Here is an 18387-nt window from a genome sequence, read left to right on the forward strand (position 1 = left end):
TAAAAAGATGATATGCCGCCTTTTAGGCGGCTTTTTTGTCGATAACCGTCATCCTGAGTGTTTTTAATTATCGGGATACATACATGCATCCCGATAATTATCTCCGATGAGATTGAATACTCCACTCAATCCGTTTTTTCCAGCAAACCCTTTAGCTTCTCTAATACTATCAAATTCACCCAAAAGCCTAAATCCGACATATAATCTATACATATACTTTTCCTTTTAGTTTAATGAAATTTATGCAGCTAATCGTTCTTCAATGAGTGAGATATTTTGCTCTACAAGATTAATTATCTGATTGTGATACTTGGTATTCTTATTACAAACACCCCTTGATTGAATAACCTTTAGTTGAGAAATTGAAACTTCGATTGTTTCAATGCGTTTACCATCAATACAAGCCGAAAGGATCAGCGAATCTTCTTTTGAGTGATAACTACCTACGCAATGATGCATAGTTTTACCTTCGGTTATTATCTCTGCTACACTTTCCAATACCCGAACATTGATTAACCCATCTGAAAATATAAGTCCAAAGAACTTGGCTTTTGCTTCTCTGAATGAATCTTCTTTAGTTAGTTGCTTTTCTATTTCCAACTGAGCATCTGCTTTCGTTTTCTTGATCACATAGCGGTCGTGCTCTGCTTTTAGATTATCGGGACAAACATATTTTGCATTATGCAAGTCTTTGCCAAAGAATCGAAGCAAATCGATATAATCACACCAAAGGGTTGCATCTTTGATTTTGTAGTTATTGCGAATACAAATTTTAATCGATTGCCAATAGTTATCAATGTTCTTCCATCCGCTATCCATAATACGCTTTAATAGCTTGGCTTGTTTAGCTTTTATCAACGTTTCAGCTTTGCTATCTGTTAGTAGGATACGGAATAAATCCAACGGTTTCTGATTGTATAAAGCTTTCTTGTAGCCTGTACGCTTTAGTTCGGGTATGAGTTTTTGTTTTGGATATACTGCACCTGTATAGATACGATTATAAACATCAATCTCTTGTCGTAACTCCAATGGAGTATGAAATATCCATGAATCGTAATACATTGTACCCATTGTCTGTCTAAGTTTAGCAAATGTGCAGTACTTCCCATTGGAAGCAATCCAACGTTGCATCACTTCGGATGCACTGTATTTGGGTAATTCTCCGATTTTGCTTGTATATCCTAACATAATAGTGCGTAGTACCTGATAGCCTTTATGAGCATCAATAACAGTCATATAATAGCTATCATTGAATGTCCGCTTGGCAGTAGCCTTTACAGTCAGCTTTGATTTACAGTTCGGGCAATCACAACCTAAAATGGTTGTAATCAGTTCGCCCTCTCCCTGCCATGAGTGTCCGCACTTGGAACAAGTTATAATGCCTTTCTTTGATCGATAACCGAGATATTCAATTGCATTATCATATCCCCATTGTATTTGTTCTTTGGTAATAGCAGGTAATGTCTTGCCTGCTTCTACAACTTGTTGTTGAAATTTATTCTTTGGTTTCATAGGTCAGAATAGGCTTAGTTGGTTTGTATTGGCTGTTTGTTTAGCTGTTGTCTTCTTCTTGGGTTGCATCATCTTGTTATAGGCATCATTCTGTGCTTTTTCAATAGCATCTTGCCGTGCCTGTTGTTTTTCATCCTCTGTCAATTCTACTACATGGTTTACTGCAATTTGGGCATCAATTGGTTTACCAACTTCTATGTTTTCTTCATCGTAATAATGTACTGCCATTGAGTAGACTTCGTCATCGGTAAAACCACTGCAACCGCTTTTCTGTACTTGGTTCAGTATGTAAGTACAGCAATCGTCAATGTTCTTATCAAGATTGGCAAATGATTGGGCGAACAAAGGGTCTACAGATGCCCTTTGTTCTAAATAGGTTAGTATGGTTCGTGTAAAATATGCTGTTGATTTCATAGCTGTTATTTATTTAGGTTTAATATTGTATTTAATTCTTCTCTCTTCGTTTTGGAGAATATCCATCCTGCTTGTTTCTCATTGTTATGTGTTAATCTCGGATTGAATTTTCCTCCCATCGCTTTGAGTAGATCTTTGATTTCTTTGGTATCTCCAAACAGGGCAATTGCTTTCTCTGAATAATCGACTATCTCAAAAGAGAGGTTATATGATTCAAATTGAAGGGTTGGTTCTTTCTTGTTTTCGTTAGAAGTATTATTTTTATTGCTGTTATTGATATAAATACCATCGGAACATCCTGCCACATAGGCAAATTCATCAATCTTGTTCTTTCTATCGTATATCGGGGATTTCTCAATAATCCATCCGCTATATTTACTTTCCCCTAAATAATACCCTGCACCCATTGAATACTTTTCCCTGTGTTCATATTTCTCGTTGTAGATTGCCAGATGTGCTGTTTCTTCAAAGTTTGGAGCATACTTCCGCATTTCGGAGAATATATCACGTTTGTGCTTGGAAAAACCTAAGATGACAGTACGTGTTACTCTTGAGGCATAATAATCGGTTTGTGACTCGGATTCATCTTCTTTTAAACGAGCCACAATGATCGCTTTCGCATCTTCAGGTAAGTTTTCATTCAGCCATTTGCGACCGATTTCTCTAACAGCCTTTCTGCGTTCATTCTCTAGCCTTTCTTTTTCTTGTTCTGCATCCTCTTTAGCCTTTGCTTTGGTATAGAGCTCAATGACTTCTTCTTCGGGCATGAATTCAATATTGTTTTCATCGTAATACATACCGATTCCAAACTTTTGGCTCAGCGGTTTAATGATTTCAGATTGTTGCATATCAAGCGTACGAAGGTTTATCAGATGATAGTGATAGCCGTATTTGTCGTGTGTGATTTTGTAGACTACATAACGGTCATAAGAATATCCTTCCATTTGAATGATTTGGTTTTCGGCTACTGCTTTTACTTCTGTATCGGTTGTTGTCCCTGCGAACAATGAATATAATTTTGTCATGGCTGTATGGATTAAAAGATTAGGAATAAGAAAATGGAGATAAGGATGATAAAAACTATAATGGATAATATGATCTTAATAAATAGCTTTACTATCTTAAATACAAGACAGATAATGAGATAGCCACAGATAAGTCCTGTAACAACAGAAGTGTTTATACTCATTTGTGTCACTATCCATGCACACAGAGCCACTATTGCCACCCCTAAACCCAATTTTATGATGATTCCAGAGGGGAGGGAGTTTTGTTTCAATATTTTTCTTTCGTTTCTCATAACTGCGACTTTTTTTTTCATGCGTCATCCGCCGTGTCGGTCGTTTTTTGTTTCAAGGGCAACAATTAGGTATAGGCTTTTAGACAGGCATATTTTTTCGTCAGTAAATACGCTCGCCTGAAAGGAAAGAGGAAGATTTATGCGAAAACCGATAGGCGTAAGAATATGCAGGACTAAAAGCCGTCCATACCTTTGCCCGATGAACAGAAAGACCGATCAAGAGATGACTCCGCCAAAAGAGGAGCAGTTATAAAAGGAGAAAGTGTGATATTTTAGTCTCATATTTTTATCACTTCAACAAATAAAAAAAGGTTCTCTTTTTTATTTCAATTCCTATACTGCTCACTATACTTCTTCAGTATAAATAAATCAAACAGATAGTTATTCTGCCAATTCATTTGTAGCAAACCTTATTATGTAATTAAAAAAAGAATAAAATGATTGACATAAAAAATTTTATATTATTATCGGAGGGCCCGGTGTTGGAAAAACAACATTAATAAATGATTTGTTAAAAATAGGCTATAACTGTGTACCATAAGTGGACGTGAAATAATAAAAGATCAGGTAGTAACAAATAGATATAATGCTTTACCTTGGAAAGATGCAAAAAAATATTCCAAACGAATATTATCATATTCTATTCGAGATTTTGAGCGTTTAGCCCAAAGTGAAAATTTATATTTTTTTGATCGAGGAATTCCTGATATTCTAGGGTATGAGCGATTAATGAACTTTGAATTTGATACAGAATTACTCAATGCGATATCTAAGTATAGATATAATGAAACTGTGTTTATTCTTCCTCCGTGGAAAGAATTCTATGAAACTGATTCAGAAAGAAAACATGATTTTGATATTGTCGCTGAAACCTATCACATAATGAAGAAAACTTACGGAGATATGAAGTATAACAGTATAACACAGTTAAAGTACCTTGTTTGTCTGTTGAAAAATGGAGTGACTACACATTACAATATATTAATGATATGTTTCATTAAAAAAACTGGAATTTGCAAACTTAATAGTTGAGAAGCCAATATCTTCATTGAATACTGAATCTACTTATTTTCAACGCATGTTGAATAATATGCTATTTTATCCATTAATCAACACTTTACAGCTATTGATCAATCTTATTTGAGTAACAGTTAAAATATTAAGAGATTTGCTCTATGAAATTATTCAATGGATTCATATCATTTAATAGAGTGAGTTCTAATCTCGATTCTTCTTTTAAAGAATGACTCTTGGGTATTAGATAAAAAAGTAAACAATTGGTTATGAAAAATGAAGCACAGCAACTTGTCGAAACAATCTTGCCTCACGAACGAGATGTTTTTCTTTGGTTAAATGCTCCTCATAATATTTTAGTCGATAATTTCATGTGGATATATAGCGAAAAAACTACATGGATACCTTTAGTTATAATTGCTCTTTTTGTATTTATTTACAAAACAAAATGGCAACAAGCTGCAGTATTAATACTTTGTATGATATTGTTGGGAATTTTGTGTGATCAATTATCAGCTAATCTGATAAAGCATGCATTCGAACGTCTAAGACCAACACATCATCCCGATTTTAAAAATATTGTCTCAATAGTACATGATTATAGAGGAGGTCGATTCGGCTTTGTTTCGGCACATGCAGCTAATGGGTTCGGAATAGCAACTTTTATGTCACTTATGTTTAAATATCGCCGCTTTACTTATGTTGTTTTTGCATGGGCTATTATAACATCCTACTCACGCATATATTTGGGTGTACATTTCATTTCCGACATTGTTGGAGGTATGATAGTCGGTTCTATTATGGGAGCTTTAATTTATCTTCTACTACAATATCTCCGCTTCAAATTTTTACACCATACACCAGAACAGATGCGGTTACCTCTGTACTCAAATCATCGAGCGAATATTTTTTGTCTGACTATTGTCTCTATAATTATACTAATTTTAATAATCAGTATTTGCAATTCCTTTTTTGGTTTTAGTTGGCTATTTTAAGCACTAATAGGGATAAATATTATCACCTGATTAGTTTATCATTTACCACTATCTTAAACAAATCGTCTCGACGATATTTTGACAGAGGTAATTCTCTTCCAGCTATGTAAATTCGATCTCCTTTTATAGTATCGATATGTGAAAGATTTACCAGAAAAGATTTATGTATTCTAAAAAAAGATCTTTCTGGAAGCATTGCTTCAGTAGCTATCATTGTTTGATGCACAATATGAATCTTGTCAGAAAGATGAATTTTGACGTAATTTTGCATAGATTCGACATAGAGTATATCTGTCCATACAATTCTAATAAACGAATTCCCTTGTTTTATGAAAAGATCAGGACTTTTAGTCTCTACACCTTTCTTTAGAAGAAGTTTTGAGGTGTAAATATCTTTAGCCTTTTGTGCAGCCTGAAAAAAGCGATCAAAAGCAATAGGCTTTAACAAGTAGTCGACCACATTGAGGCGATAACCCTCTAATGCATATTCTGAATAAGCTGTTGTCAAAATAGTCAAAGGAGCCTTGTCTAGTGATTCCAATAATTCCAAACCTGTCAGATTAGGCATATTAATGTCTAGAAACATCAGATCAATCTCTTTTTCCTTCAGTATATCCATAGCTTCAATAGCCGAATAACAAGTATCTACAACGTCTAAAAATTCAAGCTTTTCAATATAAAGGTTAATACCGTCTATCGCACCAGGCTCATCATCGATGACCAAACTTTTTAAGCGAATATTATTTAAATTGTTGCTCATTACTAAAATCTATTGTTAGTTTGGAAAGATAGACCTTTTCGACTTCGTCAATAACAAAGGTATACCTACCTGGATATATAAGTTCTAGACGTCTTTTGAAATTGTTTAATCCTATTCCTAAATTTGAGGCCACCTTTTGCTTCTGCGGTGATCGCGAATTCTCTACAGTAAATACAAGTTCTTTTTTATTTAGAAGTAAACCTATATTTATATATCCTTTTTGCGATTTTGACCGAAAAACATGTTTAAATGCATTTTCTATCAACGTAATAAGTAATAGTGGAGGAATTTGCATTTCAGTCTTTTCTATTTTCCATTCCGTGTTAATATCTAGATTATTCTGCCATCTATATTTTTCGACTTCAATGTAGTTATTCATAAAATCGATCTCATCTTTAATGTTTACAGTTTCCCTTGCTGAGCCATATAGTTGGTAACGGAGCGTATCTGAATATTTGATCAATAGAGAAGATGCCAAATCAATATCTTTTTGCATAAGGATATGTATATGATTTAGTACATTGAACATGAAGTGAGGGTTGATTTGAGCTTGTAAAGATTGAAGTTGAGTTTCTATGTATTCTTTTTGCAATAGAAGATGTTGTTCGTAGAGTCTGGCATGTTCAAAATAGAATTTTAGACCAGCAAATCCAAGATTAACTAAAATAGTCAAAGGTAATGACTCTAAAATTGAGGTAATAAAAGATTCTCTATCTCTCGAATTTTCAGATAGAGGCAATATGTCATGTGTCTCTAATGAAGCCAATCCTTCTTGAAACAACCACAAAATAGAAGATTGTAAAATAGCCACTAATAAAACTTTTCCAACAATTAGTAGTATCTTATTTTCTGCAATCGACTTAGTCAACATACGACTACATAGAAAATATGTAGTAACTATTAAAGGTCCTAACAGAGCGATTGCTGATAATATTTTCTGAATTAAAAACGGATAATCAGACTCATCGACAATCCATAGTATGCCTGTAATAATAGTCCATAGCAGAAAGAAAATACTGTTGAAACTATTTAGCTGGTATTTTTTCATGTTACAAAGTTAAGGGATAAAACTCAATAGAATGCGTCCACTTATCGCTGAAAATGAGTCCGTCAAAAAAATATCAGTTTTGCATCCACTAGATGAAGCATAAATTAAGCAATTATGCAAAATTTAATCTATTGCTGAATTTTACAGGAAAGTTCAATAAGAAATCTATCTTTACAATTCGATTTTAAAATATGATAGCGATGAAAAATTTAGTGGAAAATTTAAGTCAATTGCTAACTTTTCAAAAGATGCAAACACTCAGGTAGAAAATGGGAATAAAGCAGCCGGACAACGTACTAGAAAAGTATCTTTGGAAATAGAAAAAAGCTTTGAAAGAATTCCGCAAAGTGTCTATCGAAAAGTCTAAGAAATAAGAAAGAGGAGCTACTGCCCCTCTTCCTCATTCTGTATATATCATATCCTACACGTTTTCGAGGTTTGTCATCCTGTTCTCTGGTACTGTCTAATTCTGTCAGATCCTGATATCTCTCATTAAACTGCATATTGGTTTCGAGCATAAATATTTCTAACTTTTGGTTAAGTTCTGCATAGCCTATAGCATACTTTCTTAATGTAACGAAGACTCTTGTTATAAAGATATTTACCTGAATATCTTTATAACAAGTTTTGCTATTTTAAATACAAGGCAGATAATCTGATAGCCACGGATAAACCCCGTAATAACAGAAGGCTTATACTCACTGGTGTCACTATCCACCCACACAGAGCCACAACTGTTATCCCTAAACCCAATTTAATTATGATTCCAGAAAGGAGGGAATTTTGTTTCAAGGGCAGCAAGCAGGTATAGATATTTTAGAGAAGCATATTTTTCAAAAAAAATACGCTCGACTGATAAGGAAAGTGAACGATTTTTGAAGAAAACCGAAGGCTGAATATGCTCGCCAAAATTCGGTCATACCTTTGACCGATGAACTAAACACCGAATAAGAAGATGACATTACTGTTATTGTGGAGCTGGGATAGTAAAGAAAAGCTTTCTGAATAAATGCTAAAATAAAAATCATTTCGAGTTAGATTATTTATCTTTACCTTGTGAATAAAACAAACCTCGAAATACATCAATCGGATGTAAATTTAGAGCTTTCTCTACCGTTTGAAGATCAAGTTATCAAAGCAGGATTCCGTAGTCCTGTAGAAGATTATTTAGAGACTGCGATCAACCTGAACAAGGAATTGATAAAGCATCCGGCATCTACTTTTTATGGTCGAGTGAAAGGCGACAGCATGATTGAGACCAATGTACACGATGGCGATATTCTTGTGATTGATAAATCGCTCGAACCTCGAAATGAAGATATGGCTGATTGTTTTATTGATAGCGAGTTTACAATCAAATATATTAAAATCGAAAAAGACATTATTTGGCTACAACCTGCCAATGATAATTATAAACCCATAAAGGTAACTATTGACAATGATTTTATAATTTGGGGAATAGTAACGCATTTTATTCAAAATAAAAGGACAAGATGATATTTTTTGAAACATCTCGGTTAATAGTTCGAGACTGGAAAGCTAGTGATCTAAAACCATTTCAACAAATGAATAATGATCCTACAGTAATGGAATTCTTTTTAAAGAGATTATCATTTGAAGAATCAAAACTTATGTTAGACAAAATCAAACAAGAGTTGAAAGAAAAAAAGTATGGATTCTATGCTATTGAATTGAAAGAGTCAAATGAATTTATTGGTTTTACAGGATTTCATTTTGTAGATATGGACACCAACTTTTGTCCTTGTATAGAAATTAGTTGGAGATATCTATCTAAAGCATGGGGACATGGCTACGCTACCGAAGCAGCCTTAGCTTGTTTAGAGTATGCTAAAGATAAACTAGGTTTGAAGAAAATTTACTCCTTTACTTCTTTACCTAACAAAAAATCGCAAAATGTGATGAAGAAAATAGGCATGGAAATAGTTGGAAATTTTAAACATCCACTTGTTCCGAGTAATCATAAACTTAGACAACATATTTTATATAAAATTGAATTGAATCCGTGATAGGATTCGTTGACTGTAATAACTTCTTTGCCTCATGTGAAAGGGTTTTCAATCCATCGACCTATTGTTGTTCTGAGCAACAATGATGGCTGTGTTATTGCTCGAAGTGAAGAGGTGAAAAGTTAGGAGTAAAAATGGGTGTTCCTTTCTATTAAAGAAAGGAATTGATTCGAAAAGAAAATATCGCTGTTTTTTCATCCAATTATACTCTTTACGGTGATTTATCTAGACGAGTGATGGCAATCTTAGCAGAGCAAGTTCCTGAAATAGATGTCTATTCCATTGATGACGTTTTTTTACTTAGTAGGAATTGACAATCTATCCGACTTCGGTCAAAAATTAATGAAAACTACTGCTCGAGGGTCTGGTATCCCTGTATTGCTTAGCATTGCACCAAATCGTATGCTCGCCAAATTAGCCAATAGATTTGCTAAGAAATATCTAGCATAGAATCGTGTCTGTATTATCGATTCGGATGAAAAACGAATAAAGGCATTGCAAAAAACAGAAATTGGTGATGTTTGGGGCATTGGTCGCCGAATATCTAAAACCTTAGAATATTATGGTGTAAATACAGTTTACAATTTGAATCAAAAATCACGTTCATGGGTGCGAAGTAAAATGACTGTTGTAGGAGAAAGAACTTGGCTAAAACTTCAAGGAGAACCTTGCATCACGTCTGATTCAGTCGTTGAGAAACAACAAATGTGTACTTCCCGAAGTTTCAGACAGCCAATTACTGAATACAACAATTTATTAGAGTCTATCGCTTCTTTAGCCTCATTGAGTATAGCTAAATTGAAAAAACAGAAAACCGTAACCAAATCCGTCTATATTTTCGTGCAGACCGATAGATTTGACGAGAATGTATACCAAACCGTCAAAGGTTGTTCCTTTGTCTTTCTATACATCAGATACAGATGAAGTTATCGGGTACTTCCGTTAGGCTTTGGATTCTATCTATTTGCCAAATCTGGAATATAAAAGGGCTGGAGTTCTATTGATAGATATTATCCGCGAAGAATATGCCATGTGGGATATCTTTGATGAAAAAGATCGTGATAAACAACAGCGATTAAATAAAACTTTGGATGAGATAAATAAAAAGCATAGACGTGACACTATAAAACTTGCTATTGAAGGAAACGGCTATAGTAAGAATATTCGTCAGGAGCATCTCTCAAAACGATACACGACCGATTTTAATGATATAATCGAAATTAGAATTTAATTCATAATTCATTTCAAGAGAACCAAATACCCTCTTCTAGATAAAAAAATTACTCTATTTTGCTTGATCTTAGTTAGTGTGAATATTCTTAAGATAATATATTCATCTGCTCGATAGTTCATGCTTTCTGAAATCATGTATTATTTGTTTGTTCAATTTCGCAATACTGCAGAAATGCGGACTAACTGTTAAGGGATCTCCTTGATGGCTTTCATTGGCATTTCTAACCATACACATCGTACAATACTCTTTATCTGAGCATTGAATACATTTAGGAAAATCTTTGTTACGCAGACCTCTTAAATATTGAACTTTCTTGGAGTTCTCCCAAATATCTTTTAGAAGAGTTTCTTTTACATTACCGACAATATAATCTTGCCAACCTGCGCATGGGTATACATCTCCATTCTCTGTTATGCAAATAGAGAAACGACAAACGCTACAAACAAAATCATTCGATGTCGTATCTTTTTTCTCCTTAGCAGCCAGTTCAATCTGTTCTAAATATTTTATATCAGTGTCAATCTTATCGCATATGATCTTTCTGACTTCATTAATAGGTAAGCGACAATTCAAATTTTGTGTTGTATGATCGTATTCTGCAATAAGATTATAATCAGTTCCTACATTAATCCTCTGTTTTTTAGCCCATTCAATAACATCATTATAACAATCCTTGTTTTGCTTCATTATTGGACAACTTATTTGTAAAGGGATATCGTTCTCAATCAGTTTCAAAATTGCATTTTTTGTTTTCTCAAAACTTCCCTTCATTTGGGTTATTTCATCGTGAATAGAGGGAGTCATCGAATATAATGAAACTTGAACACCGAGAAGTGGGTTCGTCTTCATTTCTTTAATTATTCTATCATTTAGTAATGTTAAATTACTAAGCACATTTACAGAAAAATTATACTCTCTGCATTTTTTTAAAAAATCACAGAATTCCTTGTGCAACATTGGCTCCCCTCCACTTAAGGTCAAATGCAGTAATTTAAGTTCTTTACATTGTTCTAAAATAGCATAAAATAAATTTGAAGAAATATTACTTATTTTATTCTCGTGAGGTATATAACAGTGTAGGCATCTTTCGTTACATTTACTTGTAAGTTCTATGTGTAAATTTGTAAGCTGTGGCTTGCCATTAAAGTATTCTTCAAAGAAATCTTGCGTATCTTTTTCAGAATACTTACTTGTTGAAAGAGAATCCTCTTTTATAGTTTCAGACTCGAATCTCTTGTATGAAAATTGCACATCTTTTTCTTCACATTCTTTAAATGTTTTTCCAGACACTACAAATCCATCCTGTTCAAGCATACAATAAAACTCATAAGCATCATTTCTTAGTATCTGTATATCAATATCTGGGAACTGCTCTTTTATTTTATTTGAGAGTTCATCAATATTTTGAGGTTTTCTATCTAATACAGAGAAAAAAACATTTCCACTTTCCGATAGTATTTTATCACCAATATAATTCTCAGTACTATTAATTGGTTTATATCCAAAATTTCGATTATCAGTGATATATCCGAAAGATTCGTAACTTCTGAATATAATATTAGACTTTTGCTTAAAAAACATAAGAATATTTCTTTAGTAAAATCAGGAAATGTTTTAATGATAAAAAACATCTCCTGACAAATTGGTTTATTAACGTCCTCCAGGTCCTGGTTTATTACAAGGCCTTCCACTTGGCTTACTATTAGGACGACATTCAGCCATCTGAGTAGTACTTTTAGCCAATACTTTAGGTTTTGTATAGGTCATAAGTTACCTCCTTTTCTTAATGGTTAATAATTCAGTTGTTAATCACACTTAAAATTATAAAATAACAATCATACAACAAAGCATTTATAAATTTAATTTTAACATCTTTATATGTATTCAACAGATGATATATATTTGTTGAATAACATTTAAATATTTCTTCTACATATCATTTTATTTACGAGGCAAGATCTTATATTTATTGGTTTATAATCTTGCAACATTCACAAGAATAGAAAAAAATTGTATCTATAAAATTATTTGATGGATTCTTGTCGTTAAACTAACACTAGTGCTCATCAATCCACAATAACCCGCGATGTCCATCTATTCCAAAAATGTTAGAGAGAAGTTCAATCAAAAACCTATCTTTGCAATCTGATAAAAATAAGAACATAATGAAAAATCTAGTAGAAAATTTAAGTCAATTGTTTGCTGACTTTTCAAAAGATGCAAACACTCAGGTAGAGAATGGGAATAAAGCAGCCGGACAACGTGCTAGAAAAGTGTCTTTGGAAATAGAAAAAGGTTTGAAAGAATTCCGTAAAGTGTCTATTGAAGAGTCTAAGAAATAAGAAAGAGGAGCTATTGCTCCTCTTCTTCTTTTTGTATGTATCCCACACGTTTTCGAGGTTTATCATCCTGTTCTCTGGTACTGGCCAACTCTGTCAGAGCCTGATATATCTCATTAAACTGCATATTGGTTTCGAGCATAAATGTTTCTAACTTTTGGTTAAGTTCTGCATAGCCTAAAGCATACTTTCTTAATGTAACGAAGGCTCTGATTATAGAGATATTTACTTGAATAGCTAATGGACTATTTAAGACGCTGGAAAGCTGTGCTATCCCCTGTTCTGTAAAAGCAAAAGGCATATACCGTGTTCCTCCCCAACTTGAGGTGCCAAAATTACACCTCAAGATTTCCCATTCATCGGCTGTTAATTCAAACATAAAATCGTCGGGGAATCTTTCAATATTCCGTTTGACTGCTCTTTTCAGATTTTTAGTTTCTACCTGATACAGTTCAGCCAGATCAAAGTCAAGCATAATACGCATGCCCCTTATTTCAAATATCTTGTTCTGAATAATCTGTAGTTCCATATCAGTTAGGTATATTAAGAGTGGACTTTCTTGTATTCGTATTAAACAGTATGATTACCTCTGGCTCTGTTGCTTCTTTTCCATATTCACAGAAAGCATTCAATACCCATTCCCGAAAGGCTTTGGTGTATAAGGATTGAATACGAAAACTCAGGAAGATAACAACCTCTAGATTATAATAGGTCCGAATATATTCTTCTTTCTTATTTAGGGCATATCTATATTCTTTTGTTACATTCGGTTCTCTCAATAAACCTTCTTTAAATATAGCGTTAAGATGCTTATTGATTGTAGGAGTATATGTACCAAACAGATCAGCTATTTCATTTATTGTCATCCAAACCGTGCCATTAACTATTTTTACTTCAATAACCGGTTTATTGGTTTCTATATCTTCAAACTTTATATATCCTGTTTCCATAATTACTTATTTTGTAATGTTAACTTATGCATTTCATTGCTAATCATATTCTCGGTTACTCGTGCATATATCTGAGTGGTCTTAATGTTTGTATGCCCTAACATTTTTGAAACTGCCTCAATAGAGACTCCTTTTGCGAGGGTAGTTGTACTTGCAAATGTGTGCCGGGCTAGGTGGAATGTTAAATTCTTCTCTATTTCACATAAATCACCTATCTCTTTCAAGTAACTATTCATTTTTTGATTCGTGAGAAGAGGTAAAACTTTACAGTTAGGCTGCTTATTACGATATTTCTCAATTATCTCCAAAGGAATACTCATCAAAGGAACTGTTACAGGTGTATCTGTTTTTTCTCTTTTTGTTATAATCCAAAGATTACCATCAACCCCTTTCTTTATGTTATCATAAGTAAGATTCTTTGCATCGACATAAGCAAGACCCGTAAAGCAAGAAAAAATGAAAATATCGCGTACTTTGATTAGCCGATCGATTGTTAACTCTTTCTGTTCTATTTTCTGTAATTCTTCTTCTGTTAAATACCCTCTGTCTACTTTCTTTATACGAATTTTGTAATTCGCAAATGGATCGTGTTGCATCCAACCATTATTTCGGGCAATAATTATTATTCGCTTGAAAAATTGAATAAATTTCGCTGTAGTATTTGCGTTACAGTTACATTCAGTTCTTAAATAGTTTTCAAAATCTACGATGAACTGATATTTAATCTCTTTCACATTAACATCCGAAATACTGTATTTATGCCTCATAAAATCAGAAAGTCTAGTATAAGTGACTTTATACTTTTGTAAGGTCGCCTTGGTTTTGTTAATTCCAAGTAAGGATTCTACATCTTTGTTATGCTGATTGAACAACTCCAACAACATTGTATTATCTGTAGATATTCCCAAGTAAGCATTCTTCAGTTTTTCCGCAGATACAAAATTATCTCTTTCAAAGATATCCCTGTACATATTGTGAAGGCTTGTCTTACAAGAATCCAGAATACGGTTGATATTCATGGCTTCCCTTGTTTTACCACTGGCTTGACTAGCATTAGTATCCCACATATCGACATGAATATCGGTATGGATATTAAAACTTACAGATTCTCCAGAGATCGTTACCCTGCAGAAAATAGGGGTGAACGAATTTTTCTTCATTTTATCCTTTCTCAGATAAAAGATGATTTTAAAAGTACTTTTAGCAGCTTTCATAACTCCTCATTTTTAATCGTCAAAATTAATTTACACTATTAATAATTAGGAATTTACACACTTCCATGTTCGTCCAAAACAGTGCCAATACTGGACAAAATATAGGGTGAACGAATTTAGATTTAGGGTGAACACTTTAGGGACAAGTCTTTGTCTGAAAGTGGCTGTTTTATGTCTTTTGATGGAAAAGTATAGACATAAAAAAATCCTACAATCTATTGATATTGTAGGATTTATCTCTTTTTTATCGCCTTTTGGCTTTAATCTCCGCGGAGAGAGAGGGATTCGAACCCCCGGAACCTCGCAGTTCAACGGTTTTCAAGACCGCCGCAATCGACCACTCTGCCATCTCTCCAATGCTTAATAAGCATTGTGCTTTTCCTCAAAAGCGTTGCAAAGATAAGGACTTTTTTGAAAAGTCAAAATATTTAAGATCGTTTTTTTACAACATATTTCGCTTATTTTTTGCAGATACCCGTAAAAGCACACCATTCGCAAGCCTTACCTGTCGGAGTTTGAGCAAATTGGGTTTCTTCATCGAAAATCTCATCTAAACAGTCCTCAAAATATTTTTTGAACTCCTCTCTGAATTCAGCAAAATCTGCCACCAGCTTCCGTTCATCTTTTGACGGTTTGTATTCAACCAAAGGATTGAAATTATCATCAAAAAGATTCCGCAGATAATAGATTCCCGATTCCAATACCGTATCCGGATGCTCCTTCAAATAAAGATGAGCATACATAAATACCTGCATAACAGCTTTAGGACGTTCCTTCAATTCTTTATCGAATAATTCAGGCATATCTTTAAAGGCAAGCACTCCCCTGCCCGTTTTATAGTCAATGATACGGGTATGCCCTCTCACCTCATCAATACGATCAATAAAACCCTTCAAAGAAACACTCTTTCCTGATGGTAACCGATATAGATCTGTTATTCTCTTTTCCGAATCGACATAAATAAAAGGAGCTTGCTTGGCATCTGTAGCCAATACCTTTTTCACATAACGTTTTAAGACTTCACCTGTCAAAAAATTCTGCCCAGTAAGTTGCCTTACCTTTTCGATCTTGAAATAATTCTCGGCAAACGATTTTTCAATCAAAGACGACAGATACACATCATCCTTACTGATCTTATTCAGAACATCAACCGTAACCATACGCCCTTTAAACTCCTCATAAATCCACTCCATAACCGAGTGAAAAATACTACCGAATGTATTAGCTTCAATAGTCTCGGCAACTTCGTCTTCATCTTCCATCTTTTCAACAACCGAAAAGTAGAATTGTAAAGGACAGTCGAGATACATATTTATAGAACTAGCCGACAGACTTCGTTCTCCGGTTTGAAACAATCTGAGCTTCTCCAGGATCTGAGGTGTTTTCGGTACAGATATAGCAAGGCTTTCACTTGACGAAACCTCATATACAGCCAACCGCTCCCTGATATCGAACATATCTGAATACAAATGCTTCAGTTGATAAAAATAACGGCTCACTTCCCCCCCCTGTAATCCTTCGGTACGGGTATCATACAACATATAAATACGTCTGGCTCTGTTGATCAGACGGTAGAAATGATATGCGAATATACTATCCTGATGCTCATAAGCCGGTAAACCGAATCCTCGTCTGAGGTTGTAAGGGATAAAAGAATTAGCAGCCTTCTTCATCGGAAATATCCCCTCATTCATCGACAGCATAATCAAGTTCTCAAAATCAAGCGCACGGGTCTCCAAAATACCCATAACCTGCAAACCCGACAAGGGTTCGCCGCTAAAAGGAACGCTGATACCGGCAATCAGCTTCCGTAGAAGTTTCACATACGTATCGACCTTCATTTCGGCACGAACATTAGACAAGGCATCCTCCATCTTATTGATAGTCTTATAATACTCGATAATAAATTCACATTCCATATCTATCGAGCGTGTACTGTTGTCGTCAGTATCGTCGTTACGGCGAAGCGCTAAAGCCGACTCCAATTGCGATAAAATATCCCTCAGATAAGGAGCAAATGAAGTCCAATCATCTATAGGCTTAAAGATTAAAGCAAGCAGAGGATGTACCTCAAATTCAGATATGGCAACTTGCACTTTGTTATACTGAATAATCTGCTGCTGAAGCTTCCTCGCTATATCCCCTACTATAGACAGTATATAACGGTGATTAAGGATAGGCAGTACAAAACGGAAATAGTAAAATCTTGCTCCTGATGACTCCCTTATATTGCGTTGCAGCTCAAATATATGATCCATTAATCCGGCTATTGACGAATTGATCAGACCGTACCCCATAGTCACATTTATCTTATCAATCTCTTCGGGTATGGAATATAAAGCCGGCAAAAGCAGATTCTCATCAGAAAGTACGACGGCAGTATTCAAAGCCTGATCGGCAGAAGTTATCTGCTTATCATCCATCAGTTTCCTCACAATAGAATGTACAAACTTAGCCTGTCCTACTGCCGAAGGAATACCAATAACCTCCAATATCGGTTTTTCCATTGGTATATCTTCGGGTTTTAAGGTCAGCTCCGATGGAAACTGCACCTTATTCCGGTCTATAAAAGCCGAAGCTTTATTATCAGGATCTTTCACCAAAGAGGAGGAATAATCCCAATAAAAATCAGCAACACCTTTGCGCTTCAAATATTTCAGCAGCTGCTCTTCGGAAATACTATGAGCATTTAGTCCTACAAAGACAATCTTCTCCGAAGGCAGTTCCATTTCCATATCTGCTTTAGCCTTCTCGGCCACCTCTCGAAATATCATTCCTTCGTAAGCAAGTCCTCTTACACGAAGTTCGTCTCTCAGCGAAGTGTATAGTTCAAACAACACCTGCCACATTTCCAGAAATTCGCGCTTACGCTCACTGTCACCTACCGGAATAAAGCTGGCCCAGAAACGGCGGATTGCAATAATCTGCTCTTCGGTTAGAAATCCGAAACCGGCATCTATTTCTTTCAAGTCCTGAATATTTGAGAACAGTTGACGTGCATCCACCAAATACTTATCCACATCGTCAAAATCATTCAGCAACATTTCTCCCCAAAACAAAAACTCATCAAAAGTTTCTTCCGTTCCGCTCAGATTCTTATACGAATCATATAAGATGAACAACTGCTCTATACGGTCTGCTGTTTCCAAACCACTCAAACGGGTAAATAAATCGGAGATAGTAAGTATCTCAGGTGAAAAAACAGGACGTTTTGCAATCTGAGACAGATACTTCTGAAAAAACAATCCGGCACGACGATTCGGAAACACAAATGTAAAACCGCTCACCTTGTTGCCGTACTGCTTAAAAAAAGCCTCCGCTACATTATAGAGAAATGGGATCATCCGCTTATGACTTAACTATTTTTATATGGTTACAAGACCTTAAAGATACATTCTTTGGCACAAAAAATCAGCTGTCAGTGATCTATTTTTGACCCATCCACAAATAACGAACTTAGAAACCATTATAAAAAAGGTAACAAAAGTTACAACGGAATTACACACTTTCTATTGTTATTTCCTCCCTCTTTCCACTAAAGGGGATTTAGCTGCCCCTAAAAAAATTCCTCTTGGATTTG

21 protein-coding genes, 1 tRNA gene and 1 pseudogene are annotated in these 18387 nt (G+C 34.7%); 10 read left to right on the top strand and 13 right to left on the bottom strand.

The genetic code is table 11. The features are described 5' to 3' along the window. Positions 1-63: 63 nt before the first annotated feature. From AABJ51_RS10495 to AABJ51_RS10515, 5 genes are read right to left on the bottom strand one after another with little or no spacing between them, the layout of a single operon-like run. Positions 64-213 carry a hypothetical protein gene (locus AABJ51_RS10495; RefSeq protein ID WP_338372487.1) on the bottom strand — a complete coding sequence of 50 codons (150 nt, stop codon included), beginning with the start codon at positions 211-213 and terminating at the stop codon, positions 64-66. A gap of 27 nt (positions 214-240) precedes the next feature. Then, positions 241-1512, bottom strand: coding sequence for a PcfJ domain-containing protein (locus tag AABJ51_RS10500; protein WP_338372488.1), 1272 nt, complete (start codon positions 1510-1512; stop codon positions 241-243). A gap of 3 nt (positions 1513-1515) precedes the next feature. Beyond that, positions 1516-1926 (bottom strand): PcfK-like family protein, encoded by a 411-nt coding sequence (locus tag AABJ51_RS10505; protein ID WP_338372489.1) that lies wholly within the window; start codon positions 1924-1926, stop codon positions 1516-1518. Between the two features lie 5 nt (positions 1927-1931). Next, complete coding sequence (locus AABJ51_RS10510) at positions 1932-2951, bottom strand: fusion protein (protein ID WP_338372490.1); 1020 nt, start codon at positions 2949-2951, stop codon at positions 1932-1934. An 11-nt stretch (positions 2952-2962) separates the two neighbouring features. Further along, positions 2963-3226 (bottom strand): hypothetical protein, encoded by a 264-nt coding sequence (locus AABJ51_RS10515; RefSeq protein ID WP_338372491.1) that lies wholly within the window; start codon positions 3224-3226, stop codon positions 2963-2965. Between the two features lie 466 nt (positions 3227-3692). Between AABJ51_RS10515 and AABJ51_RS19390 the strand changes: the two genes are divergently transcribed. The 3 genes from AABJ51_RS19390 (at position 3693) to AABJ51_RS10520 (ending at position 5235) form a co-directional block, all read left to right on the top strand. Then, positions 3693-3767, top strand: a complete 75-nt coding sequence (locus AABJ51_RS19390; protein WP_353527793.1) for a hypothetical protein — start codon at positions 3693-3695, stop codon at positions 3765-3767. Between the two features lie 14 nt (positions 3768-3781). Beyond that, a complete protein-coding gene (locus AABJ51_RS19395; RefSeq protein ID WP_353527794.1) occupies positions 3782-4258 on the top strand; it encodes an AAA family ATPase in 477 nt (158 codons plus the stop codon). Between the two features lie 251 nt (positions 4259-4509). Then, positions 4510-5235: a phosphatase PAP2 family protein gene (locus AABJ51_RS10520; protein ID WP_338372492.1), complete on the top strand. Its 726-nt coding sequence runs from the start codon at positions 4510-4512 to the stop codon at positions 5233-5235. A 22-nt stretch (positions 5236-5257) separates the two neighbouring features. Here AABJ51_RS10520 and AABJ51_RS10525 read toward each other — a convergent pair whose 3' ends face one another. Together AABJ51_RS10525 and AABJ51_RS10530 are read right to left on the bottom strand one after the other, a co-directional pair. After that, positions 5258-5995, bottom strand: a complete 738-nt coding sequence (locus AABJ51_RS10525; protein ID WP_338372493.1) for a LytR/AlgR family response regulator transcription factor — start codon at positions 5993-5995, stop codon at positions 5258-5260. After that, entirely contained in the window at positions 5976-7043 is a 1068-nt protein-coding gene (locus tag AABJ51_RS10530; RefSeq protein WP_338372494.1) for a sensor histidine kinase, read from the bottom strand. The genes AABJ51_RS10525 and AABJ51_RS10530 overlap by 20 nt, the downstream gene beginning before the upstream one ends. Before the next feature lie 229 nt (positions 7044-7272). Between AABJ51_RS10530 and AABJ51_RS10535 the strand changes: the two are divergent. The 6 genes and pseudogenes from AABJ51_RS10535 to AABJ51_RS10560 all read left to right on the top strand — a co-directional run bounded on the left by AABJ51_RS10535 (position 7273) and on the right by AABJ51_RS10560 (position 10301). Continuing rightward, positions 7273-7417, top strand: a pseudogene (locus AABJ51_RS10535) (histone H1). Between the two features lie 682 nt (positions 7418-8099). Beyond that, positions 8100-8540, top strand: coding sequence for a LexA family protein (locus AABJ51_RS10540; protein WP_338372495.1), 441 nt, complete (start codon positions 8100-8102; stop codon positions 8538-8540). Then, positions 8537-9070 (top strand): GNAT family N-acetyltransferase, encoded by a 534-nt coding sequence (locus AABJ51_RS10545; protein ID WP_338372496.1) that lies wholly within the window; start codon positions 8537-8539, stop codon positions 9068-9070. Before AABJ51_RS10540 ends, AABJ51_RS10545 begins: the two co-directional genes overlap by 4 nt. 233 nt (positions 9071-9303) lie before the next feature. Continuing rightward, positions 9304-9384 (top strand): hypothetical protein, encoded by an 81-nt coding sequence (locus AABJ51_RS10550; RefSeq protein WP_338375980.1) that lies wholly within the window; start codon positions 9304-9306, stop codon positions 9382-9384. Between the two features lie 181 nt (positions 9385-9565). Further along, entirely contained in the window at positions 9566-9994 is a 429-nt protein-coding gene (locus tag AABJ51_RS10555; RefSeq protein WP_338372497.1) for a DinB/UmuC family translesion DNA polymerase, read from the top strand. A gap of 40 nt (positions 9995-10034) precedes the next feature. Beyond that, positions 10035-10301, top strand: coding sequence for a DUF4113 domain-containing protein (locus tag AABJ51_RS10560; RefSeq protein WP_338372498.1), 267 nt, complete (start codon positions 10035-10037; stop codon positions 10299-10301). A 102-nt stretch (positions 10302-10403) separates the two neighbouring features. Here AABJ51_RS10560 and AABJ51_RS10565 read toward each other — a convergent pair whose 3' ends face one another. Further along, entirely contained in the window at positions 10404-11885 is a 1482-nt protein-coding gene (locus AABJ51_RS10565; protein ID WP_338372499.1) for a radical SAM/SPASM domain-containing protein, read from the bottom strand. A 584-nt stretch (positions 11886-12469) separates the two neighbouring features. Between AABJ51_RS10565 and AABJ51_RS10570 the strand changes: the two genes are divergently transcribed. Next, entirely contained in the window at positions 12470-12646 is a 177-nt protein-coding gene (locus tag AABJ51_RS10570; RefSeq protein WP_338372500.1) for a BF3379 family histone-like protein, read from the top strand. Between the two features lie 10 nt (positions 12647-12656). Here AABJ51_RS10570 and AABJ51_RS10575 read toward each other — a convergent pair whose 3' ends face one another. The 5 genes from AABJ51_RS10575 to AABJ51_RS10595 all read right to left on the bottom strand — a co-directional run bounded on the left by AABJ51_RS10575 (position 12657) and on the right by AABJ51_RS10595 (position 18151). Beyond that, positions 12657-13172: an ORF6N domain-containing protein gene (locus tag AABJ51_RS10575; RefSeq protein WP_338372501.1), complete on the bottom strand. Its 516-nt coding sequence runs from the start codon at positions 13170-13172 to the stop codon at positions 12657-12659. A 1-nt stretch (position 13173) separates the two neighbouring features. Next, the gene (locus AABJ51_RS10580) at positions 13174-13593 is read right to left on the bottom strand and encodes a virulence RhuM family protein (RefSeq protein ID WP_321577277.1); all 420 of its coding nucleotides are present in this window, start codon (positions 13591-13593) and stop codon (positions 13174-13176) included. 2 nt (positions 13594-13595) lie between these two features. After that, positions 13596-14807, bottom strand: a complete 1212-nt coding sequence (locus tag AABJ51_RS10585; RefSeq protein WP_338372502.1) for a site-specific integrase — start codon at positions 14805-14807, stop codon at positions 13596-13598. A 270-nt stretch (positions 14808-15077) separates the two neighbouring features. Next, positions 15078-15162 (bottom strand) — tRNA-Ser (locus tag AABJ51_RS10590). A 103-nt stretch (positions 15163-15265) separates the two neighbouring features. Then, positions 15266-18151, bottom strand: coding sequence for a PD-(D/E)XK nuclease family protein (locus AABJ51_RS10595; RefSeq protein ID WP_338372503.1), 2886 nt, complete (start codon positions 18149-18151; stop codon positions 15266-15268). Between the last annotated feature and the right edge of the window lie 236 nt (positions 18152-18387).

The organism is Indolivaga capnocytophagoides (assembly GCF_036511535.1).
Lineage (GTDB): Bacteria > Bacteroidota > Bacteroidia > Bacteroidales > Dysgonomonadaceae > Dysgonomonas_A > Dysgonomonas_A capnocytophagoides.

Bases quoted from the DNA above. Each gene is read 5' to 3' on its own strand.
- AABJ51_RS10520 (WP_338372492.1), top strand. From the start codon at position 4,510: ATGAAAAATGAAGCACAGCAACTTGTCGAAACAATCTTGCCTCACGAA.
- AABJ51_RS10580 (WP_321577277.1), bottom strand. From the start codon at position 13,593: ATGGAAACAGGATATATAAAGTTTGAAGATATAGAAACCAATAAACCG.
- AABJ51_RS10545 (WP_338372496.1), top strand. From the start codon at position 8,537: ATGATATTTTTTGAAACATCTCGGTTAATAGTTCGAGACTGGAAAGCT.
- AABJ51_RS10500 (WP_338372488.1), bottom strand. From the start codon at position 1,512: ATGAAACCAAAGAATAAATTTCAACAACAAGTTGTAGAAGCAGGCAAG.
- AABJ51_RS10505 (WP_338372489.1), bottom strand. From the start codon at position 1,926: ATGAAATCAACAGCATATTTTACACGAACCATACTAACCTATTTAGAA.
- AABJ51_RS10495 (WP_338372487.1), bottom strand. From the start codon at position 213: ATGTATAGATTATATGTCGGATTTAGGCTTTTGGGTGAATTTGATAGT.
- AABJ51_RS10575 (WP_338372501.1), bottom strand. From the start codon at position 13,172: ATGGAACTACAGATTATTCAGAACAAGATATTTGAAATAAGGGGCATG.
- AABJ51_RS10525 (WP_338372493.1), bottom strand. From the start codon at position 5,995: ATGAGCAACAATTTAAATAATATTCGCTTAAAAAGTTTGGTCATCGAT.
- AABJ51_RS10565 (WP_338372499.1), bottom strand. From the start codon at position 11,885: ATGTTTTTTAAGCAAAAGTCTAATATTATATTCAGAAGTTACGAATCT.
- AABJ51_RS10570 (WP_338372500.1), top strand. From the start codon at position 12,470: ATGAAAAATCTAGTAGAAAATTTAAGTCAATTGTTTGCTGACTTTTCA.
- AABJ51_RS10595 (WP_338372503.1), bottom strand. From the start codon at position 18,151: ATGATCCCATTTCTCTATAATGTAGCGGAGGCTTTTTTTAAGCAGTAC.
- AABJ51_RS10585 (WP_338372502.1), bottom strand. From the start codon at position 14,807: ATGAAAGCTGCTAAAAGTACTTTTAAAATCATCTTTTATCTGAGAAAG.
- AABJ51_RS10515 (WP_338372491.1), bottom strand. From the start codon at position 3,226: ATGAGAAACGAAAGAAAAATATTGAAACAAAACTCCCTCCCCTCTGGA.
- AABJ51_RS10510 (WP_338372490.1), bottom strand. From the start codon at position 2,951: ATGACAAAATTATATTCATTGTTCGCAGGGACAACAACCGATACAGAA.
- AABJ51_RS10530 (WP_338372494.1), bottom strand. From the start codon at position 7,043: ATGAAAAAATACCAGCTAAATAGTTTCAACAGTATTTTCTTTCTGCTA.